Origin of the sequence: Paenibacillus sp. GCM10012306, from assembly GCF_042649265.1 — a bacterium.
GTDB lineage: Bacteria > Bacillota > Bacilli > Paenibacillales > Paenibacillaceae > Paenibacillus_AQ.
In genome coordinates this window covers 165,912-188,925 of record NZ_JBHRYW010000003.1, presented here as the reverse complement: position 1 = coordinate 188,925, position 23,014 = coordinate 165,912, and the positions used below count along the sequence as shown (strand labels likewise).

19 protein-coding genes and 1 riboswitch are annotated in these 23,014 nt (G+C 45.6%); of the genes, 8 read left to right on the top strand and 11 right to left on the bottom strand.

What is annotated here, in order from left to right; all coding sequences use genetic code 11:
- Positions 1-162: 162 nt before the first annotated feature.
- Positions 163-1,125: an Ldh family oxidoreductase gene (locus ACFORK_RS08145; protein ID WP_379197527.1), complete on the bottom strand. Its 963-nt coding sequence runs from the start codon at positions 1,123-1,125 to the stop codon at positions 163-165.
- A gap of 372 nt (positions 1,126-1,497) precedes the next feature.
- Here ACFORK_RS08145 and ACFORK_RS08140 point away from each other — a divergent pair, with 372 nt between their 5' ends.
- Positions 1,498-2,886, top strand: a complete 1,389-nt coding sequence (locus ACFORK_RS08140) for a cryptochrome/photolyase family protein (RefSeq protein ID WP_379197525.1) — start codon at positions 1,498-1,500, stop codon at positions 2,884-2,886.
- A 142-nt stretch (positions 2,887-3,028) separates the two neighbouring features.
- Here the strand turns inward: ACFORK_RS08140 and ACFORK_RS08135 are convergent, their stop codons facing one another.
- Entirely contained in the window at positions 3,029-3,214 is a 186-nt protein-coding gene (locus tag ACFORK_RS08135; protein ID WP_379197523.1) for a hypothetical protein, read from the bottom strand.
- 496 nt (positions 3,215-3,710) lie between these two features.
- Between ACFORK_RS08135 and ACFORK_RS08130 the strand changes: the two genes are divergently transcribed.
- The 3 genes from ACFORK_RS08130 (at position 3,711) to ACFORK_RS08120 (ending at position 7,235) form a co-directional block, all read left to right on the top strand.
- Positions 3,711-4,664, top strand: coding sequence for an AraC family transcriptional regulator (locus tag ACFORK_RS08130; RefSeq protein WP_379197521.1), 954 nt, complete (start codon positions 3,711-3,713; stop codon positions 4,662-4,664).
- Positions 4,665-4,766: 102 nt separating this feature from the next.
- Positions 4,767-5,588, top strand: coding sequence for a VOC family protein (locus tag ACFORK_RS08125; RefSeq protein WP_379197519.1), 822 nt, complete (start codon positions 4,767-4,769; stop codon positions 5,586-5,588).
- A 168-nt stretch (positions 5,589-5,756) separates the two neighbouring features.
- Entirely contained in the window at positions 5,757-7,235 is a 1,479-nt protein-coding gene (locus ACFORK_RS08120; RefSeq protein ID WP_379197517.1) for a 4-hydroxyphenylacetate 3-hydroxylase family protein, read from the top strand.
- Between the two features lie 251 nt (positions 7,236-7,486).
- Here ACFORK_RS08120 and ACFORK_RS08115 read toward each other — a convergent pair whose 3' ends face one another.
- Positions 7,487-8,443, bottom strand: coding sequence for an EamA family transporter (locus ACFORK_RS08115; protein ID WP_379197515.1), 957 nt, complete (start codon positions 8,441-8,443; stop codon positions 7,487-7,489).
- A gap of 73 nt (positions 8,444-8,516) precedes the next feature.
- Positions 8,517-8,627, bottom strand: a riboswitch (purine riboswitch).
- 82 nt (positions 8,628-8,709) lie between these two features.
- Between ACFORK_RS08115 and ACFORK_RS08110 the strand changes: the two genes are divergently transcribed.
- Complete coding sequence (locus tag ACFORK_RS08110; RefSeq protein WP_379197513.1) at positions 8,710-9,132, top strand: PilZ domain-containing protein; 423 nt, start codon at positions 8,710-8,712, stop codon at positions 9,130-9,132.
- Between the two features lie 111 nt (positions 9,133-9,243).
- On the opposite strand, the gene ACFORK_RS08105 is transcribed toward ACFORK_RS08110, so the two are convergent.
- A complete protein-coding gene (locus ACFORK_RS08105) occupies positions 9,244-10,281 on the bottom strand; it encodes a phosphotransferase enzyme family protein (protein WP_379197511.1) in 1,038 nt (345 codons plus the stop codon).
- 132 nt (positions 10,282-10,413) lie between these two features.
- On the opposite strand from ACFORK_RS08105, the gene ACFORK_RS08100 reads away from it, so the two are divergent.
- Genes ACFORK_RS08100 through ACFORK_RS08090 form a run of 3 tightly spaced genes read left to right on the top strand, consistent with a single transcriptional unit; the run spans position 10,414 to position 13,625 of the window.
- On the top strand, positions 10,414-11,073 hold the full coding sequence (locus tag ACFORK_RS08100; RefSeq protein ID WP_379197509.1) for a response regulator transcription factor: 660 nt from the start codon (positions 10,414-10,416) through the stop codon (positions 11,071-11,073).
- 2 nt (positions 11,074-11,075) lie between these two features.
- The gene (locus ACFORK_RS08095) at positions 11,076-12,479 is read left to right on the top strand and encodes a sensor histidine kinase (protein WP_379197507.1); all 1,404 of its coding nucleotides are present in this window, start codon (positions 11,076-11,078) and stop codon (positions 12,477-12,479) included.
- A gap of 57 nt (positions 12,480-12,536) precedes the next feature.
- Complete coding sequence (locus tag ACFORK_RS08090; protein ID WP_379197505.1) at positions 12,537-13,625, top strand: hypothetical protein; 1,089 nt, start codon at positions 12,537-12,539, stop codon at positions 13,623-13,625.
- A gap of 83 nt (positions 13,626-13,708) precedes the next feature.
- Here the strand turns inward: ACFORK_RS08090 and ACFORK_RS08085 are convergent, their stop codons facing one another.
- The 7 genes from ACFORK_RS08085 to ACFORK_RS08055 form a co-directional block, all read right to left on the bottom strand.
- On the bottom strand, positions 13,709-14,884 hold the full coding sequence (locus tag ACFORK_RS08085; RefSeq protein WP_379197503.1) for a sugar ABC transporter permease: 1,176 nt from the start codon (positions 14,882-14,884) through the stop codon (positions 13,709-13,711).
- Between the two features lie 12 nt (positions 14,885-14,896).
- Complete coding sequence (locus ACFORK_RS08080) at positions 14,897-16,417, bottom strand: ATP-binding cassette domain-containing protein (RefSeq protein WP_379197501.1); 1,521 nt, start codon at positions 16,415-16,417, stop codon at positions 14,897-14,899.
- A 102-nt stretch (positions 16,418-16,519) separates the two neighbouring features.
- Positions 16,520-17,647, bottom strand: a complete 1,128-nt coding sequence (locus tag ACFORK_RS08075; protein WP_379197499.1) for a sugar ABC transporter substrate-binding protein — start codon at positions 17,645-17,647, stop codon at positions 16,520-16,522.
- 105 nt (positions 17,648-17,752) lie between these two features.
- Positions 17,753-18,859, bottom strand: a complete 1,107-nt coding sequence (xylF, locus tag ACFORK_RS08070) for a D-xylose ABC transporter substrate-binding protein (protein WP_483874842.1) — start codon at positions 18,857-18,859, stop codon at positions 17,753-17,755.
- A 55-nt stretch (positions 18,860-18,914) separates the two neighbouring features.
- Positions 18,915-20,465, bottom strand: a complete 1,551-nt coding sequence (locus ACFORK_RS08065) for a response regulator (RefSeq protein WP_379197497.1) — start codon at positions 20,463-20,465, stop codon at positions 18,915-18,917.
- Positions 20,458-21,909 (bottom strand): sensor histidine kinase, encoded by a 1,452-nt coding sequence (locus ACFORK_RS08060; RefSeq protein WP_379197495.1) that lies wholly within the window; start codon positions 21,907-21,909, stop codon positions 20,458-20,460. Before ACFORK_RS08060 ends, ACFORK_RS08065 begins: the two co-directional genes overlap by 8 nt.
- Entirely contained in the window at positions 21,906-22,835 is a 930-nt protein-coding gene (locus tag ACFORK_RS08055; RefSeq protein WP_379197493.1) for a sugar ABC transporter substrate-binding protein, read from the bottom strand. Before ACFORK_RS08055 ends, ACFORK_RS08060 begins: the two co-directional genes overlap by 4 nt.
- Positions 22,836-23,014 lie beyond the last annotated feature (179 nt).

Below are 23,014 nucleotides of genomic sequence, written 5' to 3'. Positions count from 1 at the left end.
TCTACCTGCATGCAAAAAGAGAGCCTCTTGTTATTAATGTAGTAACGATAGGGTTTGGCGTATCCTAAAAAGGTAACGCGTTACTTATCTGTCCAAACCTTTGTCTTGGCTATCTTAGGTGGTTTCCGTTTCATGTCATAATAGCTTTAATAATTGCTAGTTCTAATAATACTTCTCAAGGGTTGTAACAAGTGAAGACGGGAGATCTATTTCTTCCTTAACAAAGCTGCCCCCGGGAATGTGAATGCCTTTGGAGGACAAACGTTCGATTTGATCCGCCATACGAGCCGAAAAACCTGGAGCGAGTAGTTCAGGGTTTAGGGCAACAATGAACAGGCCTACACCAGGCGAGTGGCTCCCTTCCTCAAAGGACGGAGCATCAAGTGACCAGTTCGCACCTGTCGTACCTGCGGCGAGTATTTCAACCATGAGTGCGATATTGGCACCACGCGCACCGCCGAAAGCAAGCAAAGCCCCCTTGATCGCTGCACGCGAATCCATAGTGCTTTTCCCCTTCTCATCGATGGCCCAGCCTTCAGGGATCATCTCACCGCGTTCTGCCGCTTGCCGTATGTTAACAAAGGCCGTGGCACTGGACGCCTGATCGATAACCAAGGGAGCTCTGTTGTCGACAGGCGCAGCGAATGAGAGAGGATTGGTACCATAAACAGACTCCTTACTTTGTCCCGTAGCCATTAAGGCAGATCCATTGGCCGCAGCCAACGCTACCAATCCTTTGCGGGTGAGACGCCTTACGTAATAGCCCAACTCTCCTGCCGTATAGCTGTTCTTTAACGCAAATACGGCTACACCATAAGTGTTTGCACGTGTTTGTAATTCCTCGAATGCACGATCAAAACCAAGCTGGGCGATACCACCCTTGGCATCGACCTGAATGAGAGTTGGAGCTGGAAAAAAGAGCGCAGGCTCTTCTGTGCTAGTAATGCGACCATCCAAAAAGCCTTCCAGATAATCAGGAAGATGAGCAAATCCAACCGAACTACGACCGGCACATTCTGCAGCAATAGTTGCTTCTGCAAGAGCACTTGCTACTGATTTGCTTGCACCAGAAGCAACACACACACGAATAGCCAACTCTCTTGCGCTATTAAGATCGTATCGCATTGGCTATTACCCTGAAACCCGATATATTTTCTGCTTTCTTGTTTCCTCTCAGCATTTCATCACGCTCCCGACTGAAATTTCTTCTTTCCATGTGAATATAGATTTTAATGATTATATCATGGAAATTAGTAGTAGTTCTTTAGGAAAGATCAGTTTCCGCTGAGTTTTCCGGTTGCATTTGCGGAGCCATTCTTCACTTGCTGCAGCACACCAATATTCTAGCAAATGATAGACCGTAAATTTTCGAAACGTGTTCCCGTAGCCGACTGCTCCTCCGCTTGCAGCAGGAACAGCTCATCGCCAAAACTTCAAATCTATCGTATTATGGACAGGAGGTTTTTTCCCTCAGATAATAGAAAGGAAATACTTCTTATGATTCTCTTCATTCACCGCAAGGATCTGCGGACTAGCGATCTGCCCGCCTTTGAGGCCATACGTTCTTCTGGATCGCGCAGCCTTCATGTGTTGATTCTGGAACCTTTCCTACTGCGCAAACAACGTTATCTTGAGCATAGCGGGATTAACTTCCTGACGCAGGTCTCAAGACTTCAGCAGGAGTACGCCACTGAGGGCAAGCAGCTACATATTCTGTATGGCGAGCCTGATATTATTGTCAAGAGGCTTAGCGAAACCTACCCTATTCAGGAATTGATGGTTCATGCCGATTACACTCCTTATGCATCACACAGAGACATGAGCCTGCGCGAAACATCGGCTGCACTCGGCATCCGTTTCAAGATTTATCATGACAGCATGCTCTGCGATCTGGAAGACTTCATGGATTGGAGTGGACGGCGAGAGCCTTTCAAGGTGTTCACACCGTTCTACCGCCGCTGGCGCAGCTACTTGGCAGAGCGGTTTCATCCGCCCTATTCTTCGACCTTAGCTGAGCTGTCAACTTCCACGCTGGACGAGAGAATTGCCGAAGATTTCAAGATTCCTGAAGAGATCACACTACAGTTTGAAGAGCTAGCACCTTCAGGAAAGAAGATAGATGTAAACGATACGCTTGAGCAATTTATAGACTTGCATTTACGGGACTATCATGTGAGCCGGGACAAATATGCACAGGAGGGCACCAGCCGGATCAGCCGATACCTCAATACGGGTACCATTTCTGCACGCACTGTGTATACTCGGCTGGCGGATGAAGAAACCGGTGGGGAAGAATGGCTGCGACAGCTGGCCTGGCGGGATTTCTATCTGTATCAGGCCCGGCTCGATTCTGATTTCTTCAGCTATGAGAAGGTGTATGATTTGAGCACTCTGGGTACGAAATACTTTGAGGCCTGGGCTTCAGGAAGAACTGGCATTCCGGTAATCGATGCCGCCATGACCCAACTGAACACAACCGGCTGGATGCCGAACCGGTTGCGAATGATTACCGCAATGTTTCTAACCAAAAATCTGGGCTGTCCATTTATTTACGGGGAGCGTTACTTCCGGCTGAAGCTAAGCGATTATGATAATGTGCTGAATCGTGGCGGTTGGCTGTGGAGCTCCTCGCTCGGATTCGATGCCTCCCCTTACTTCAGGATCATGAATCCGGTAACCCAGTCCCAGACTCATGACCCGAGCGGAGATTATATACGCACCTGGCTACCAGAGCTGGCGGATTTGTCCGATAAAGCTATCCACCTGCCTAGACCATATGCTATCGTTGATCTTAAGCAGTCACGGGCGCTGGCGATTGAGGTGTATAAAAATATCCTGAACAGCAAAGGAACGACAGTGCAACCTGATAGCAGAAATGAGCTATAGCCTGCTTACGCTTCCCTGGTCTTCTTGCAATATCTTCAAAATTTCTGCTGCTCCTGCGGGTAGTTGGAGTGATTGGATTTCTTATGAGAGAAATCCAATCGCTATTGGGTAAGAGTAATCGAGTACTAGGGGCAGCTAGCCCCTACTCCTCTAGCTCATCCAGCTTCGCTTCCAGTTCAGCCAACTTGTGATTCGCTTGATCCAATATTTCCTGAAGCCCTGCGGCTTCTGCTCGTTTTATTTCTTTTTTGACAACCTCAACTTGCTCTTCCAAATAGAGAATCTCGGCTTCATTTCCTGCGTTGTTCCACATCTGTGAATAAGTCATAGCCAGCCTCCTTTCTTCTTTACACCATGAGTTCAATTCCATGATTCAAGCAAATTCCCGTTTCCATTTATCTAGATTAATCGATACTGCTATTGGAGTCTAGCTAATCAACATTAAACAAGCGCCGATTACTTTTCCTGTATTCAACTTGGAGCTGATTTTTAATCGCTTAAGCGGTTGTTGAGCATCAGGATACCCTACTCTATATTCAAATGACATTGAAGTAAACTATGATGCACTGCGTTTTCTGGCCTATGGTTATAATGCAAAGGGAGAATATGAAATCGCTGTATCCCCATTGAATCAAATCCCTGAGTAGTTATATTTCACTAAGCTAGCTGAATGTTACGCAGCAGATGGTAATCATACCGCAGCATTAGCAGAAACCACACGTGCATTTGCCTTGGTGATAATGAAAAAATCAGAAAAGTCCAAAATTACATAGAATATTTCAATCAGAAAATACAGACAGATATACAGCTAGGAGGATAGTCTATTGAAATCCCCGAACATCCATGAAATGACCATTTATACTAGACAAGTGAATGCTGTTCTAGATTATATTCACACCAATCTGGACGATGATCTTTCATTGGAGCGACTAGCTGAGGTTGCTGGATTCTCTCCATATCATTTTCATCGAATGTTTAAACATGTCGTCAAAGAAACGCTGAATAAATATGTAAACCGGGTTCGCATTGAGAAAGCCTCCAAACTCCTTGTTTTTCATGAAAACATGTCGCTCACTGAAATTGGATTGGAATGCGGATTTTCGTCCAGTGCAGGATTCTCCCGTTCGTTCAAAATATTCTACGGGATGTCTCCCACTAATTACCGTTTACAGTTTAATATATTTAAGCCACGTAGCGTAACTTTCGCAGAGAAGCATTTCAGGCACAAAATGCAGGTTGCTGGGTATCTTTCAATCGATATAGACGAAACGATCAGGTGGGCACACCATTACGTTCATACAGCTCAGATTGTCCATTTCCCACCTGTCAAAGTATTTTCCATACGTCATTCCGGTCTATCTGATACGGGATTGACCCCGGAATTATCTCATGCCTTCGATAAAGCGTTTCGTCAGGCTCATCATAATGGGTTGCTCTCTTCTGAGCCTGAGATTATCGGCGTATCCTACGACGATCCTTACATGGTCCCTCTTGAAAAGTGTCGATATGATGCATGTGTAACCGTCACGCCCCATTCAGAATCCAGAGATGATCTGGAGATTGCAACCTTGCCCGGCGGCAAGTATGCCGTAATTGAAATTAGAGGCAGTATTCATCTCCTTTGGCTGCTCAGCGGACTTCTTGCCCAAAGCTGGTTGCCGCAGAGTGGTTATGTACTGGATAATCGCCCTATTATTGAAAAACACTTTCACAATCCGCGCACAGATCCTGAGCGGCATTTCCGCAGCCAGTGGTGCTTGCCGATCAGAGGTAAATAGCAATTTTTTTAAAATAGCAAGATTCGTCAAACCATACATAATGGGTTTGTTTAAAATAAGGGGCAGGGAAATCTTTCAAAATAGCAAGATGGGAGATTGCTTATGACAACCTTTACGGTACCGAAATTATATTTTGATGGCTCGGTTGTTGACGTGCTTTGGGACAACCATGAAGAGGCTATTCATTGGTTTGAAAAGTTCATGCTGTGGGAGGTAGACCAAAAGGAGGACTGGAAGCCTGATCCACGCTGTACGGACGGCAGAATGACGCGAATGAATTGGGGTACTTGGCTGATCTCAAGCCTATCGACGGTAAGATTGCCCCATCACTTTGCTGAACGAGGGACAGTGGAATCCAACATCCGATTATGCTGGAGAACTCGAAACCTGAAACAACTGCACAGACACTATAAATCAAGCGGGGTTCGGGTGACAGATATTTATAAAGGGCCGGGCGGTACAACTTACTTTGACTTCTGGGCTACATACGAAGGAATTAGATTCACGGCTCAAGAAGATAAAGAAATACAAGAAGAAGGTTTCGTCCCCTCCTGGATTAGATTGGGCGTTAGCGACCTGGAAAAATCCGTTCAGTGGTATCGGGATTACTTGGGTATGGAAGTGGAGTACGATCTGAGCAAGGATGGCTATGTCATCATGAGCCTACAGTTAAACCATCAACGAGATCAAAAATCCTTATGGGTATTAGAGCAGTTAACAGAAGACGTATATATTGGAAAGGTAGATGGACCTGTTCGGCCAATTTGCTGGGTTACTGATCGTGAGGATTTTTTCAATTATCATACGTTCCTGTCTGACAGCGGTATCGATACCTCGGATATTGGCGGATTTATAACCAGAGGAATGGTCAGCTTTCATGCGTATGATCCCGACGGTAACCGTTTGAATTTCAGCAGCATATAACATTGCTCGATGTATAAAGACTGGATCATAGGGTATTCCACCGCCTGTAGGCGAATGGGGATGCCCTACCTTTTATGGACAATGTACAAGGATGGTCATAGTTGCGTACATTATAAGCAATAACACAGCTTTATATAGTACAAGACGCTGTCCAGAGAGGTGAATCGTGTGCCTGTTAAAACGGGTGATCAATACATCGAGCGAATCGACCGGCAAAATATCAATATCTGTTACAAAGGGGTGCGTATCGAGGGGCCTTTATCCAAGCACCCTGCATTTCAAGGTCTCATACAAACTCAAGCCGAAATGTACAACATGCAGTGCGATGAGCAATATTTGGCACAGATGACCTATCCTTCACCAGAAACAGGAGAACCTGTCGGTCTATCTTTTCTGCCGCCCAAAACTGCTGAAGATTTAGAGCGCCGGAGAAAAATGATTGAACTCTGGTCAAGCAGACATCACGGGTTTTTAGGACGTTCCCCCGATTATATGAACACGGCCATCATGTCTCTGTACACAGCTGCCGATATCCTTGAAGACCTAAATCCGAAATATGCTGAGAACCTCAGGAATTATTACGCCTACTGCCGAGATCAAGACATTACATTATCCCATGCATTCATTCAGCCTCAAGCAAGCAAGATATCGGGGCAGATTGATTCTACAGAGGATTCTATTGCCGCTAAAGTCGTAGAAATCAATGAAGAAGGAATCATTGTAACTGGTGCTTTTATGATGGCCACACAAGGCGCTACATGCGACGAAATGCTAGTATTCCCGAGCCCTTCACCATCACTTGTGGATGATGATAATCCCTTCGCATTTGCCTTTGCAGTACCCAATGATCTGCCTGGGATGACATTTTTTTGCCGTGAAAGCTACGCAGCTTCATCCCTCTACGATCATCCGTTAAGCTCAAGATATGAAGAAATGGATACGCTTGTTATATTTGACCGTGTGCTTGTTCCTCATGATCGTGTATTTTATTACGGAGATGAAGTGTACTGTGCCCGATTGTTCGACGAGAGTCACTTTCATACTCATATGGCTCACCAAATTATCACCCGCTATATTGCAAAAACCGAATTTTTTCTCGGTGTAATAGAATCATTGGCGGAAGAACAAAATTCTGTCTTTGAGTCCTACAGCTTTCAGTCTACATCCAGAATAATAACGTTCTTAGAAACATTCAAAGCGTTAAGACTCGCTTCTGAAATTGGGGCCTCCCCAGACAAATTTGGATATCTTATTCCGGATAAAGGTCCACTTCTGGCCTCAACTATTCACTTTTCAGAGTTTTATCCGGAGATGGTCGAAATGGTGCAAAAGCTCAGTTCAAGCGGCCTCATCATGATCCCCTCCGAATCCGACTTCATTTCAAGTGTCGGTTCGTACCTCAATCAGTATTTGAAGGGTAATGTCTCGGATGCCTGGTATCGAAATGCCTTATTCCGGCTAGCTTGGGAACTGGGAGCGGGAGCATTCGGCGGTCGGCAAACCCAGTTTGAGCGGTTATTTTTCGGGAATTCCCATACCTTGGCCTTCCGCATGTACAATAGCTATGATAATCACGAATACTTCCGCCAAATTATTCGCGAATTTATTGCAACACAAAACCAGCAAACTGATTCAACAAACGAATGAAGTTTCTAATGAAAAAGGAGCAACCCGGTGCTTAGCGCGCCAGAGTGCTCCTTTTTGTATACTTTTATACTTGTAACTCTTAGGTAAGGAAATTTAGCGGTTCAATAAACGCCGCTCGGCTACGGTGACTGCTGTTTTTTTGAGACATGAGCAATTATCTAACACTCCCATTATCTCCAAACACAGCCCTTTAGCTACCATTATCTACAACGTTGTACTGAGGGCTTCGCGTTTTAGTGAAAAAGAATGAATTATAATTTCTTTGCGTCAACACTATTCCAGCGTAACTTGCTTAGCTCCGGAAGCACGACACCCAGTAGCACCAGGACAACTCCGGCCCACTGAAGTCCGCTGACTTGCTCATGAAGCACGAATGAGGACAGCAATACGGCAACCGGCAGCTCAGCAGCACCAAGAATTCCCGCCATACCGCCCCCGATATGAGGCACACCTATCGCAAATAACACAGGTGGGATAAACGCTCCGAACAAACCAAGTAAGCAACCAAACAGTAATAACTGGCTCCAAAGCAACCCGTTAAACAGGAAGTATGGCGGAAATAAAATAAACAACAGTAACATTCCTCCGGTAATCATCCATGCACTTCGGTAGGCCGGATGAACGGCAGGAACAGCTTTACCCGTGAAAATAATAAACATGGAATAGCTTACTGCGGACAGAAGCCCCAAAGAAACACCCATGACATGGAAACGAGCTTCGCCCTGATTCATAATCCCCGCTGCCAGCAACGTTCCCCCGAACAGCAACAGTAAGGTTAGCAGTGTGACCTTATCAGGCCATTTGCGTTTGCTGACCGCTTGAATCAGCACGCTGATCCAAGTGAACTGAAACAGTAGAATGATCGCTAGTGAAGCCGGGATGTAACGAAGGGATTGATAGTACATCAAGCCTGTTACGACTGTTGGCGCTCCAGCCAACATAAGCACTATTCTATTTTTCCACGATAATCCACTTCTAATTACAGCTGAATTACCACTCTCTGCACCTTGTCTACCTTGCATACGCTTTTCTCTAACCTTTGTGTACAGTGCCAACAGCCAGGCAAGTATACACCCCGTCAAGAGCTGGGTTCCGACCACTTCACCCAATTGGTACCCCTTATCGTAAGCCAATACCACAATTGTTGATAATATTCCGTAGCTCATAGCCCCCACCAGGACGGATATTAGATACTTCAAATCTTTCATACTTTCGAACCTCCACATTATTCCAAACTGTTGATATAACGCAAATAAACCTAACTATGCGATAAGGGAACTGAATCATTTTCCTTATCATCGTAGTTAGGAAGAATAGGCTTCCTGTAGAAACCTCCGCCCTTGTGACATTTCCTGAATGCGGAGTTATACGAGAACAATATGTGACAATTATCATCATGACGACCTTTCATATGCTACACGGCAAGTAAACAGATGTCAACCTTTAATACCAACTCTTCACTTATTACGCCTTCATGTCGATAAACTTAGAATACACTTGGAAAAGTATGGAGGAAAATATGAATACTAATCGTAGAACTGAACCTTTTCGTTATACCCTTAAAGAACCTTTTACGTTTGATCTTCATATCCTTACTATCAATGATATTCCAGTCCCCCCAAAACCAGTAAGAGCTGTTCTGTTAGACATCAGCCGTTCCGGTTGTCAACTATCGCTTCCCGTTAATATAAGTCTGGAAAATAATCTAGTACGCGTTGGCATAGAGATAGATCTTACAGTAGAACCTATATACATAGAAGGCACAATGAAGTGGAATAAGGAACAGGACGGCAGTTTTCACTACGGTATCCAATTAGACATTCCGGAGTCCGACCGTGATCGTCTTCCAGGGGTGCTTCGTAAGCTGGCTGGCGAGGGCAAAATAATGGTCCGCTGACATGTTAATAAAGGCATTCCTCGTAAAGAGAGTAAGTGAATCTACCAAATTGTGAGGCACACACCCTGGCGGTGGATTCACTTTTTTATTAACCCCCTCGTAACTTTCCCATCACTCTCTTCCTTCTGGCAAATCCTCCATCAAAATCCCCAGAAGCTCTGCACTGTCGCTTGCCAGCTGCGGCACCTCTACCGCCAACCTCTTTACGTGTTCGCGCAGAACACCAGCTTCATCAGTTCCTTCCAGATAGCGGGTAAGAAAATGAAGGAAAATGTCCATTTTTCTCAGCAGCATCAGCAGTGGGATAGCCTGGATTTCATCATGAGAGAGATGGACCTGACGACTATATCCCCGCCAAAAATCCCGGATCACAGCTCTTTCTTCTGCATGCCCCAGCAATCCGGACAGGATAACTGCCGCTTCCATTGCCCGCACGTCATATGTACAAAATTCAAAATCAAGCAGCGCGGCTACTTGCCCGGGATCGGCTGTCTCCACCAGCAAATTGGAAGCATTCAGATCCCCATGTACCAGCTGATGCGGAAGTCTCTTTAATTCCCACAGCGAGTCCTCAATGTTCTCAATCGTGTCACTAAGAAACTTTAGTTCCTGGGTAAGATCTATGAAGGACTCGGGTGGATTCAAGTAAAATTCCCGAATTGTTCCCCTTGTACATAGCGGATAGGACTGTCCCAGCTCATAATACGGAAGGTACGCCGTAGGCAGTTCCGGATCAATTTCTGCCAATACAACGGACAATGTTCCAGCCGCTTCACCAAACGATTCATAAAAATCAGAATTCTCCTCTAAGGGCGAATCTCCTTCGATATATGTAAATAAACAGGAAAATTTGCCGTCATACTCTTCTAACTGAACCAAAGACTCTCCTGCGGAGGTAAGAATTGGTGAAGGCACTTTAAACGGCAAATCCATGGTTCCCAGCTTTTGCAGCACGTCATGCTCAAATTCGATTTTATGCCTATCCCTGTGCGTATCATAGATGCGCAGCACTGCGCGTTGTCCTTCTTTCTCCACTACATAGGTTGTATTATTCCAGCCCCCGGGCTGCTTTCGCAGTTCCCCATTCCACTCGGGCCATACCTCGCTGATTATATTATTCGTAGACTTGTGCCCCTCTCTCTTTAACATTCTTTTCTATTCTAATAGGTAACAGCGCCTGATGAAACTAGTAAATTTCTGGACAATCCTTCCTCTAGTTGTATATAGTGTATAACGGAAGCGGCACTTCGTCAGTAAGGGAATCAGGAGGAGAAATACGGAATGGCAAATCTATTAGTAGTAGAAGATGAACGAGCAATCAGTGATTTAATTACAATGAATCTGAAGCTGGTTGGACATACATATAGCAAGGCTTACCGTGGACCAGAGGTTTTTGAAATTCTGGAGCGTGAGAAAATCGATTTGATTCTGCTGGATGTTATGCTTCCAGAGCTGGATGGTTTTGAGGTTATGCAGCGGATTGCACCTTTGCAGATCCCAGTGATTCTAATCACCGCCAAAAATTCTTTGGCCGACCGGATCAAAGGCTTCGAACTGGGCGCGGATGATTATATCATCAAACCCTTTGAAATCCTTGAATTGCTGGCAAGAATCAACGTAGTGCTGCGCAGGGGTGAAAAAGGTACTTCCAGCTTCATTTGCGATAACGTTGAGGTGCGTTACCTGGAACGTCAGGTTTTGGTGGATCAGACGCCAGTTGATTTGACTGTCAGGGAATTCGAACTGCTTGAGGTGTTAATCCGTAATCGTAATATTGCATTATCGCGGGAAAAGCTGCTGGAATTAGCATGGGGTTATGATTTTGAGGGCGACACTCGCACCGTTGATGTCCACATCCGCCAGCTACGCAAAAAACTGGGCTGGGAAGAACGGATTAAAACCATTTTCAAACTAGGCTATCGCCTGGAAGTACAGAGTTAATCATGAGATTCTGGCATAAAATTCTGCTGTCGGTACTCCCCCTCTTCATTATCACTCTGGATGTAAGTGTGATTATGGTGATGAAAAAAAGCTGGCAGCTCAATATGGATAGTGAGACGCACAGAGCCTCTAGTGAGCAATTGTTAATCGCCAACAATATTTATGAGAACCTTAATTCTATTCAGGCGCGGGGTAACCCATTGACCCCTATACTACTGACAAGTGTCGCTCAATCCTATGGTGATTACTATCGTAAGCAAGGAATCTATTTGCAGCTCTGGGACAGCGACGGGATGATATATCCTCCTCAGAATGGAAACTTGACAGCGCAAAGCTCGGGAAACGGCAGCGAGCCTGAAGCCTTAGACGTTCGGTCTATTCAGCTCTCCACCCCGCTTCCTGCTCCTTATCAGCATTTGCAGCTTGTCTATCAGCGTGATATCAGCGAGCTCTTCACCAAGCAACAGGAGCTGAGCCGCTTTTTTGTAATGATTAACTGGATCGCGGGTCCAGTACTGCTGCTATTACTTTATCTGCTGATCCGACAGCTAAGTAAGCCGCTGAATCTCCTGTCCGAGACCAGCAAAACGATCGCCGAAGGCGACTATACTAGACGGGTGCAGCTGCGCAGTAAGGATGAATTTGGCGAATTGGCCCTGAACTTCAACCGGATGGCAGAGGCTGTGGAGCAGCGGGTCACCGAACTCTCGGACATGGCTGAGGAGAAACAGAGGATGGTAGATAATTTGGCCCATGAATTGCGTACACCGTTGACCAGCATGCAGGGATTCGCCGAGTTTCTGACCACGGCCAACATTGGACAGGAAGAACAGCAAACTGCGGGCGACTATATTCTTAGCGAAACTCTCCGTCTCAAGAACCTGGCCTTTAAGCTGCTGGATTTGTCTGTCCTCCGGCGTCAACCGCTGACACTCCGGCAGGTGGACATTCCGAAACTGTTTCAAACGGTCCAACACACGGAACACCCCAAATTAGCGAGTGCAGACATACGACTTCTTGTTCAACATAAGATCGCTACTGTTTGGGGAGACGCAGATTTGCTGGCTTCTTTTTTAGTCAATCTCATTGAAAATGCCATTCATGCCTCCAAGCGAGGTAGCGAGATCTATATGTTGGCCTATGAGCTGAGCGGAGAAGCCGTGCTGGAAATCCGCGATACGGGTGTCGGACTCTCTGCAGAACAGGCTAAACGCGTGTTTGAACCGTTCTACCGGGGAGATCAGGCGCGTTCACGCGAATACGGCGGCGCTGGCCTAGGATTATCCTTATGCCGGCAAATTGCCGAAGCACATCAGGCCAGGTTAACCTTAGACTCTGATCTTGGCAAGGGGACTTGTGTGCGTATCTTTTTACAACTCCATAACAACTGCCCTCCTACTCTATAACATCTTTGGATTAAGGTTAGGTAGATTCATCATCCAATCCCTATGGAGGTTAAGTTAATGAACAACAAGAAGATTTCAACTACACTCACAGTGCTCTTGTTCTCTGGAAGCGTGTTAGTGGTCAGCGCAATGATTGTCCCAGGATTTGTGAATACCAGCGTTGCCAAGAGCATTCCTGTCGTGCAGGACACGGGCAAGCAGACCTTGATCAGCAGCAAGACGACTGTCTTAAAGGTTGAGGCAGAAAACCCAAAGACTACGGTCACCGACGTAAACAAAGAGTTGGAGCAGCTGATGACCCAAGAAGAATTCCAGCAAATTTATAATTTTGTGGACAAGCCCGATAACGAGCTTACCTCCAACAGAGAGATGACCGAGGATGAAGCGAATCGGAGGCTGATATTGCAAGACCAGTATTTGTATGACGGTCTCCGCCCGAAGCAGCCCCTTCCGTTAAATCCGGGACAATCGGAGTATTATTGGGACTTGGACAAAAACAAGATCCATTATCCGAATCGACCATTGACTGATGAGGAACTCTTGGAGTCTACAGACTGGATTTACCGGATGAACTATGCCCTCTCCAAACGGAACATTGTAACACCGCTGGATTCCAAAGATTTGAGTCAGGCTGATGCCGTCGCCCTCGCCACTACAAGTGTAAGGAAGCTATTTGGTGCTGATGTCTCCAAATTGGAAGTATATGCTAATTTAAATGATATCATATTATTAAATAAAAAATCTTGGATGATTACGTTTGCTCCTTATAAATCGGACACTTTAAGAGCACAAGGTAAGGAATTCTGGCAATATACAGTAATCGTTGATTACCCTACACGGACGGTAGTGGATACGACAGCCGCAAATTTCACTCTAAAAAGAACCCCGATCAGTGCTGAAGCTGCCAAGGCCATCCAAAAGGACGCAACCTGGATTCACGAGGCTACGAAAATAGTAACTGACAAGCAAGGAGAGACCCGAAAAATCACTATGGCCTACCTGGTAGATACCGACAAAAATGATAGTCGCGGTATGGTAGACGTCAAAATGTTACTCGAAGACGGCAGCAGCTATACTGCAGAGTTGCGCTACCCGGATAAGACGCTTCGTTGCCTTCTCTATGAAGAAGCAAAGGCTAAGAAGTAAAAAACCTTCAAGATATCCACCTTATCACGACAAGGTTTCATTCTCTTGAAGGTTCTTGATTAGCCGCATGACATTTACAACTATTACGCTCTTTGCTTGCGAGTCATAACGTCGAAGATTACCGCTAAAGCTAACACTGCACCACGGATAATGTATTGATACGAAATGCCTACCCCGATCAGGTTCATACCATTGGATAACGACACCATGACTATGGCACCAATGATGGAACCAGTCACTTTACCAACACCGCCGGCTGCAGATACACCACCGACATAAGCAGCAGCAATCGCATCAAGCTCAAACAACGTACCTGCCGTTGTTGTAGCCGACTGCAGTCGTGCTGTGTACATAATACCAGATAGTGCTGACAGCATTCCCATCGATCCAAATACGATGTACGTAATCTTTTTCACACTAATACCGCTCAAATGAGCAGCTTCCGGGTTGCTGCCTACTGCATAAATATGCCTTCCCAAAACCGTTTTGGTAGTCAAGAATTGATAGATCACAACGACAAGCAGCATAATAACGACCGTCCAGGAGAATCCATTATAACCAGATATAATCCAGGTAATGTAAGCAATAATAGCGGATACGAATACAAGCTTCAGCGTGAATATGCCTTTTGATACGACCTCGAAGTTGTATTTCAGCTTATCCCTGCGCTTGACAATCTCGAAATAAATGTACAATAGGATAACTGCAATCCCTAGTAGTAACGAGAGCATCGTTAGCCCGCCAACCTTGGCAATCGAAGGAATATACCCTGTTCCAATTGCATTAAAAGTTTCATCCTTGATACTGATTGTACCTGATTTCTCTGTTACCTGTAGCAGAGCACCCCGGAAAATCAACATCCCTGCTAATGAGGCCACAAAGGATGGGATTCCGATTGAAGCAACGAGCACCCCGTTGAACATTCCAATAACGATCCCCAGAATCAGAATGACGGGGACAGTTATAATGACTGGAACGCCCCACTGTGTCAGCATAATCGCACAGATCGCTCCCATGAAACCTGCTGCGAATCCGACCGATAAGTCAATATGCCGAATTACAATCACCAATGTCATGCCTACCGCAAGCACCGCCGTATATCCGGTAGCATCAAGCAAATTACTAAGGTTACGGGATGAAATGAACAAACCGTCGGTCATGACTGAGAAGATGAGAATAATAACTAGCAGTGCAATGTACATCCCATATTCACGAATATTTACCTTCAACAATGATCTAGCTTCCTTCAAAAAATCCATGGTGCGCTCCTCCTATTGCGTAGCAAACTGCATGATTTTTTCCTGATTTGCCTCTTCTACAGGCAGTTCACCCTTAATCCGTCCCTCAGCCATCACATAAATACGATCGCTCATGCCGAGTACCTCGCCCAATTCGGACGAGATCATAATAATACTCATCCCTTCATCAATAAGCCGATTCATAAGGGTATAGATTTCAAATTTCGCACCGACATCAATACCCCGAGTAGGTTCATCCAGAATCAACAGCTTAGGACCAACGAACATCCATTTGCCCAGTGACACCTTCTGCTGATTCCCCCCGCTCAGATTACCTACCAGTTGTTCGATCGTTGGCGCTTTGATATTCAATGATGTCTTGTAATGATTCCCTATCTTCACCTCTTCATTATCATTAATAACGCCCTTACTGGAGATTCCTCCGTGATTTGCAGCTGTCAAATTGCTCTTGATATCCTGAATCAGGAACAGCCCATCTCCCTTTCGATCCTCCGTAACGTAAGCGATGCCCTTGGCGATCGCATCACTTGTATGGCGGAATACCTGTGCTTCTCCGTCTACGAGCAGCTCACCGCTCAGCCTATAATGCTTCGGATTCCCAAAAATGCTCAAGGCCAGCTCGGTTCGCCCTGACCCCATGAGACCCGCAATGCCTACGATCTCACCTTTTCTTACGTGGAGATTAACATCAGCAGCAACAGCTCTTCCCAGCTTGCTGTCATAAGCACTCCAGTCTCGGATCTCCAGAAGCTTATCACCAAAACGCTTCTGCTCCCTTTTCGGATAAATATCCTCTATTTCCCGGCCGACCATATGTTTAATGATGACGTTCTCCGAAATCTCACCTTGCGCAGCATCTAAAGTGCATATTGTTCTCCCGTCCCGCAGCACAGTGACTTTATCTGCAATCGAGATGACTTCCTTCAGCTTGTGCGAGATCATAATGCAAGTAATGCCCTGGTTCTTCAGTTCCCGCAGCAAATCCAACAGATTCTCGCTATCATTCTCGTTCAGCGCGGCGGTTGGTTCATCAAGAATTAACAATTTCACATTTTTGCTAAGTGCCTTGGCGATCTCCACAAGCTGCTGCTTGCCAACCCCCAAATCCTTAATCAGAGTCTCCGGATTCACATTCAGCTTCACCTTACCTAGCAAAGCCTTCGCTTGAATAATGGTCTGGTTCCAATTCACTACCGAACGTCTAGCAATTTCGTTGCCGGCAAATATATTCTCGTACACCGACAAATCCGGGAATAACGCCAGCTCTTGATAGATGATCGCGATCCCGGCCTTGACGCTGTCGCTGATTTTGGCGAAGCTCTGTACCTGGCCTTCAAAGATGATGTCACCCTTATACGTTCCATAAGGATAGACCCCGCTAAGCACCTTCATTAGCGTCGATTTCCCGGCACCATTCTCACCGATCAGACAATGAATCTCTCCTTTGCCAACCTTGAAATTCACATCGGTCAGTGCCTTGACCCCGGTAAACTCTTTCGAAATATTATCCATTTCCAGAATGTAATCGCTCATAGCTCTGCTCTCCTTACTGAACAACTTCGATAGCGAATAGTGATAGAGCTAGGACGCCGCTATCACTATTCGTTCCTATTGCGGTATAATGGCTAGGAAATCTTATAATCCTGTGAATTCATCTGCTTTGTAATAACCGGAATCAATGATTTCCTTCTTCACATTGCCCTTATCCACACTAATAACATCCGTTTGTTTCGCCTTAACATTTTTTGTCCCGTTATCGTATTCACCGGTTGTCTCTGGCGTATGACCATCCAGAACGCTAACTGCTGTATTGATGGCATCCTTAACGAGTGTACGTACATCCTTGAATACGGTCATGGATTGTTTACCATCAATGACGTATTGAATGGAAGCCTTCTCAGCATCTTGCCCGGTAACAACAAAGCTAGTAATCGCAGAATCTGCAGCGAATACATCGGCGATAGAACGAGCCGTACCATCATTAGGAGCTAGAATCGAGACATCTCCCTTAAGATCAGCTGTAGCAGAAGTCAGGTGAGTCTGTGCTTTGTTCTTGGCTTCATTCGCATCCCAGTTCGTTGTTACCTGACCAATGATTTTGCCAAGCTGGTCACGGGATAGCTCCTTAGACCCTTGCAGAGCTACAGCTTCACTGGAATTAGCAATTTTAAACGTTCCGTCAGCAATTTTAGGTTGCAGCACTGTCCAAGCACCTTCGAAGAATAGGAAGGCATTGTTGTCAGATGCAGCACCTGCATAAAGGTAGAGCGGCTGACCATTACCTTTGGCGTGATCCACCAAATATTGTGCTTGCGCCGCTCCTACGGCCTTACTGTCGAAAGTTACATAGTAATCAACGGCTTCTGTCTTCGTAATCAGACGGTCATAAGCGATTACAGTAATGCCTTCTTTCTTAGCCTCTTCTACAGCTGATGCTGCCGCATCTCCATCTTGAGGGCAAATAATCAATACTTTGATGCCCTTGTTAATTAAAGTCTGCACATTCTCTTTCTCTTTAGCAGATGAGCCCTGGCTGAATAAAATATCTGTAGAATATTTCGTACTCGACAACGCATCCTTGAAGCGTTGCTCATCTTGCACCCATCTTGGTTCATCCTTTGTCGGGAGTACGATCCCCACATCTACCTTCTTACCACTGCCACTGCCACTACCACTGCCGCTACCGTTATTACAAGCTGACAGCATGGCCCCAAATACTGTAATGATCAATAACAGGGAAATTACTTTGAACCTTCTCTTCATTTAATAAGCCCCTTTCGATATGATCTGTTGTTCTAACAAGAGCAACTATATCATCTCTTCCGGGGCTTGAAAGCGCTTATCATTAGCATTTTTTTGTAAACATCTTCACTTTTTTATGCTAGGCTCGTCCTTCTCGTGAGTTACACCGTATACGTCTTCCTGCCGGTGAAATCCGTCCTTAATGAGAGTCTCCTTCAGATTCGTATAATCAACCACGATCGGAGATAACAGGACGGAAGGCACCTCAATTTTGCCGTTATTCACTTTACTATTGGCTTCCACCTTTACTCCCTGTGCCAACCGCACGGCAAGCACAGCCGCCTCGATAGCCAGTTGCTTAATCGGTTTGTAGACGGTCATCGCTTGTGTTCCTGCTACGATTCGCTGGGCGGCTGCAAGATCCGCATCCATCCCTACAACCGGAACTTTTCCTGCCAGCCCTTGAGAGGCGAGTGCTTTGACGACTGCACCGGCGGTAGCATCGTTAGCTGCAATTACAGCATCAATATCGTTATGATTGGCCTTCAGTGCCTGCCGCATATTCTCCAGCGCATTCGCAGGTCTCCAATCCTTGGTCCATTGATCATAGACCACAACAATATCCCCATTATCAATGTATGGCTGCAGCACCTCAAACACCCCTTTTTTGAACATAAGTGCATTGTTATCGGTATCAGCCCCGCCGATGTAGACATATTTGCCTTTGGGAACCCATCTTGTCATGGCTAAGGCCTGTAAACGCCCAACTTGTTCGTTATCAAACGACACATACAAATCAAGGTCGGAATTCTTCACCAGCCGGTCGTAAGACAGTACCTTAATTTCAGCTGCATGCGCCTTTTTCACAATCGTTGCCATAGCTTCGGCATTATGTGGCACAATAACGAGCACATCTACGCCTTCGCTAATCATTGTCTCCACCTGCGCGATCTGCAAGGCATCATCGCCGCTCGCCGCCATGACCACTACCTCAGCCCCTAAAGCTTCAACAGCTGAACAGAATAAATCCCGATCCTTTAACCACCGTTCCTCGATCAATGTATCCATTGCAAAACCCACCTTGATTTTGTGCTCTCTTGGCTTGGAGGTCTCTACTATATCAGACTCATCCCTGGGATCTTCTGGATTGCTTGGGGCAGGGAAATACGAAATCAGCAGCAGCACCAACAGTACACCACATATTGCACTTCCCCATCTCCAATTCACTTTCATCTACACTGCCCCCTTCGATTATTCGCTGCTTCTGCTCAGGACATGCTCCTGAATCTCAACCTCTACCTCCTAGCAGTTGCTTGCGATATTCAGTTGGAGACTTACCACTCATTTTCTTGAACACTTTACTGAAGTAATTGGGATCATGGTAGCCTATCTCAAAGGTAATCTCTTTCAGACTTTTGGCGGGATCACTCATCATTCGCTTGGCATGCTCAATTCTGCATTCCGTTAAAAAATCAATATAATTAATCCCGAGTTGCTCCTTGAACATCTTACTAATGTAAAATGGACTTAGTCCTACCATCTGCCCCATACTCTCCAGAGTAATGTCCTCATGTGAATGTTCAACAATAAACTGTCTTAGCTGTTGAACAGCATCAGGATTCATATGCTCTAAGTGTCCTGCACAAGTCCGCTCCATGCCCTTAAGCAGAGCTTTGGCTTCACTTCGTAGCTGGCGATAGTCCTGGGCTTGGAATGAATATAACGGTCTCTCAAATTCAATTCCCATCTCCATCATCCCCCTGGCAGCTACCCATACCAGCTCCAGCATTCGCTGCTGAGTTTGCAGCAGACTTGCACCTTCACTCTCATAACGACGAATCATCTCCAGCATGATCTCCTGGATTTGCTCCCATTCGCCCAGCCGAATGCGTTCAGCGATTTTACGTTCCCACTGCATAGCTGAGTTTCCATCAGGGACAACGCCGAGTGTTGGCATATCTTCATAGAAACGATACCTGCCAGGAAGCGTCAGGTCCATTGAAGCCAGCATGGCCTCCTGGTAGGATTGGCGAATATGGTCCAGTGACCGGCATTCTCCGCCAATGCCAACAAACCAGCCTGCTTGAGGTTTCGCACGTCCAGCCAAGCCTAACAATTCTTGAACTGTAGCTGTTGCCTGGCTTCGATATGTCTTCCCTTGTTCACGGAATACAATGACAGCAATTTGGCGGCCAAACAAGGCGCCTACCCAGCCGCTGCCCATGCTTCTGATCTTGCTCTTCACTAACGGGTACAATCCCTCTGACGCAGGGGGCAACAGCACATTCAAAGTAAACATAGCATCCGCTGTCGTCACTCCGAGCAGCGCCATTAACTCATTGGAATGAACCTCATGGACATGATCGAATAACAATTGGGTAACGATATCCGTTTCTACAACAGGCAATACCTTCTGTAATGCTTCTCGTTCACGCTGACTAACGGAGTGAAGCAGTTGTTCCTCTTCAATCTGTGCCAATACCGCTCCTACAGCCGCTATAATCTCGCTCGCCTTACTAGGCTTAAGCAAATAATCCTTCACTCCAAGGCGAATTGCCTTTCTTGCATAATCAAAGGTGTCATAAGCAGTTACCATAATGAATTTGATGGCAGGATGCTCTTTGCTTATCTCTTCTGTCGCTTCAAGACCATCCATTCCCGGCATTTTGATGTCCATCAGTATCAACTCCGGCTGGTGCAGTCGAGCCATCTCAACTGCCATCTTACCGTTTTTTGCTTGCCAGATCTCCAGATCAAGCTCTGGAAACCCTTTACCCAATATCGCTACCAAGCCTTCACGTACCACCTGCTCATCATCTACAATCATAAGCTTAACCATGTCCGCCGATCCCCCTTGTCTTCGGTATGCGCAATATCACCTTGGTTCCTTCATTTAACCGGCTGTCTATATCAATAACATTTTCCAGGCCGTAAAATAATCTCAGCCTGCGTACAACGTTACTGAACCCAATCCCCGTGGAATGTCCCTCATTCTCAGGCGAAGGTTCTTCTTCTAATATCTGTTTTATTTTATGCTCAGCCATTCCAGGACCATCATCACTAATAACAATCTTTACGCGTTCTCCCTCATCACGAATGACAAAGTTAATGATGCCACCGTCTTCACTAGGCTCAATAGCATGAATAACCGCATTTTCAACAATCGGCTGTAAGGTAAGTGCCGGGATTTGAATATGTAGACAATCTTCCTCTATGTCAACAATCAGCCTAAGTCGATCCGTAAATCGAGCGGACTGAATTTCCATGTATTGCTTGAATACTTTAACTTCTTCATAAAGTGTCACTGAACGGTCCAGTCGCTTCAAGTTATAACGAAGTAGCCCAGCTATGCTGACAAGCAGATCGCTAATCTCCTCAGAGCCTTCCAGATATGCCTTCTTGGATATGGTATCCAGCATATTGAACAAGAAATGCGGATTAATCTGGCTTTGCAGGCTACGTAACTGACTCTCTTGGAGCAGCAGCTTGCTCTGCTGCAATTCCTTCTCTAACTGTGCTTTGTCCTTGATTTCCTGAAACAAATTGTTAATGTTAACTCTCATTTGCTCGAACATTCTTGCTAGAAAAGCAATTTCATCCCTTGAGGATACTTCTACTTTCAGATCAAAGCGCCCTCTGGACAGCTCCTTCGCCGCCTGTGTCAGCTTAAGAACCGGCCGGGTAATGCCTAGCGAGAACCAATAAGTGAATAACAGGAGGAAGAACGTGATGGATAGCAACAGCCATATACCAAGCTTCTTCAGCTCTGTAGATTGTTCAATAATGCCGCGATAGAAACGGTCATAGGTTTTAAGCTCCGAGTTAAGCAGGGACAACGTCATCTCAGATATATAGTTCGAGATACGCGTCGCCTCTGAAAATGCGTTACTGGAGTCCTCTGTCTCCTTCTCAGTCTGAAATAGCACCGACCTATCTGCAGTCTCCAACAAACTGTCAATTAAATTTATATAATTCATTAAAGTGAAAGCGTTCTCATTGTTTTTCAAAATGCTTATACTATCCTTGGCACTCCGGAGCTGCTCCTCACTCCAATGCAGTTGCTGGCGATTGCTTGGCGAAGGGTCTTTCAGGAAATTATAAAGCGCAGCAATTGTCTTCTGACTCGCTGTTGTCACCTCATTCATTCTTAAATACCGCTGCAGAATATGATTATATTGGTCTTGCGTCTTCTGATTGTAATAGGTTAGAGCAATCCAGATCGCAGCCATAAAAAAAATGATAACGGCAACAAGTGTCCATATTTTACGCTGGATACTAATCATGGGGTGCCTACTTCCTTCAGGATTTCTATATCCGTTAGATATCCCGCCGTATTCAAGGGAACGACTTCACCCTTTAGCCATTTCATCATCATTTCCACGCTTATCTTCCCCATCTCCTCCGGAGATTGCTTGAGTATTCCGTCAAGCTTACCCTCCTTGAGTAAGACCATCGCATCTGGACTATCATCGAACGAATAGATCGCATAGGGCTCAATTCGGGACCTTCTGCTGATCTCTTGAATCATTGAACCCGTAATATTAGCATTCACTGAGATAAACGCGTTTACACCAGGCTGCATATTCATCGTTTCGCGTATAGACGCTATCACCTGTTCTCTTGCAGCTCCCGTTGACACATATTCCGACACAATCTTTGGATACCCGCGAAGAACATCCTGTATGCCCCGTAACCGTTGCTGCTGATAGTATTCGTTACGGCTGTCCCCTATGACTACAACGATCCCCTGACTATCTATATCAGCAACCAGCTGCTTAGCAATCATCTCTCCAGCTAAATACTGATCAGAGCCAACATATGTCTTACGAAGACTTTCGCTCATAGGGACATCATTGGCAACTGTAATAATCGGAATGCCATAGAAAGCTGCTTTGATCTTGGTCAAGTTCTTGAATTCATCGCTATCCAGACCTTGAACAATAATTCCGTCGACCCGTGATTCAATCGCAATTTCAATCCCTTTAAGGAAATTATCCTGATCCTCTCCATAGCTCCCCCACACTTCAACATTCGCCCCATCCTTCTTTGCTTCCTTCTTGGCTCCATAGCTCACCTGGTTCCAGAATGGTGTGTCCAGATCCCGCGTGATCAGAACCAGCCGGTATTGCGCCTGCTTGTCACTTTCTTGCACTTGATTCGAGGATTGAACAAGCTTTTGGTCAAGCGAGAATAGGCGGCTGGCTGACATGACAGTAAGGACTATAAAGATAAGACAGGCTATTCCAAGTAATATACTTACAGTTTTTCTCAACAAGATACCTCACTTCCATAATTTATGGTGACTGTATTATATCATCTCTAGCAATCACCGCAAGGAGTTATTCTTGAGGTAATCCTACGAGATTTTTCACAATAAAAGGATCACAA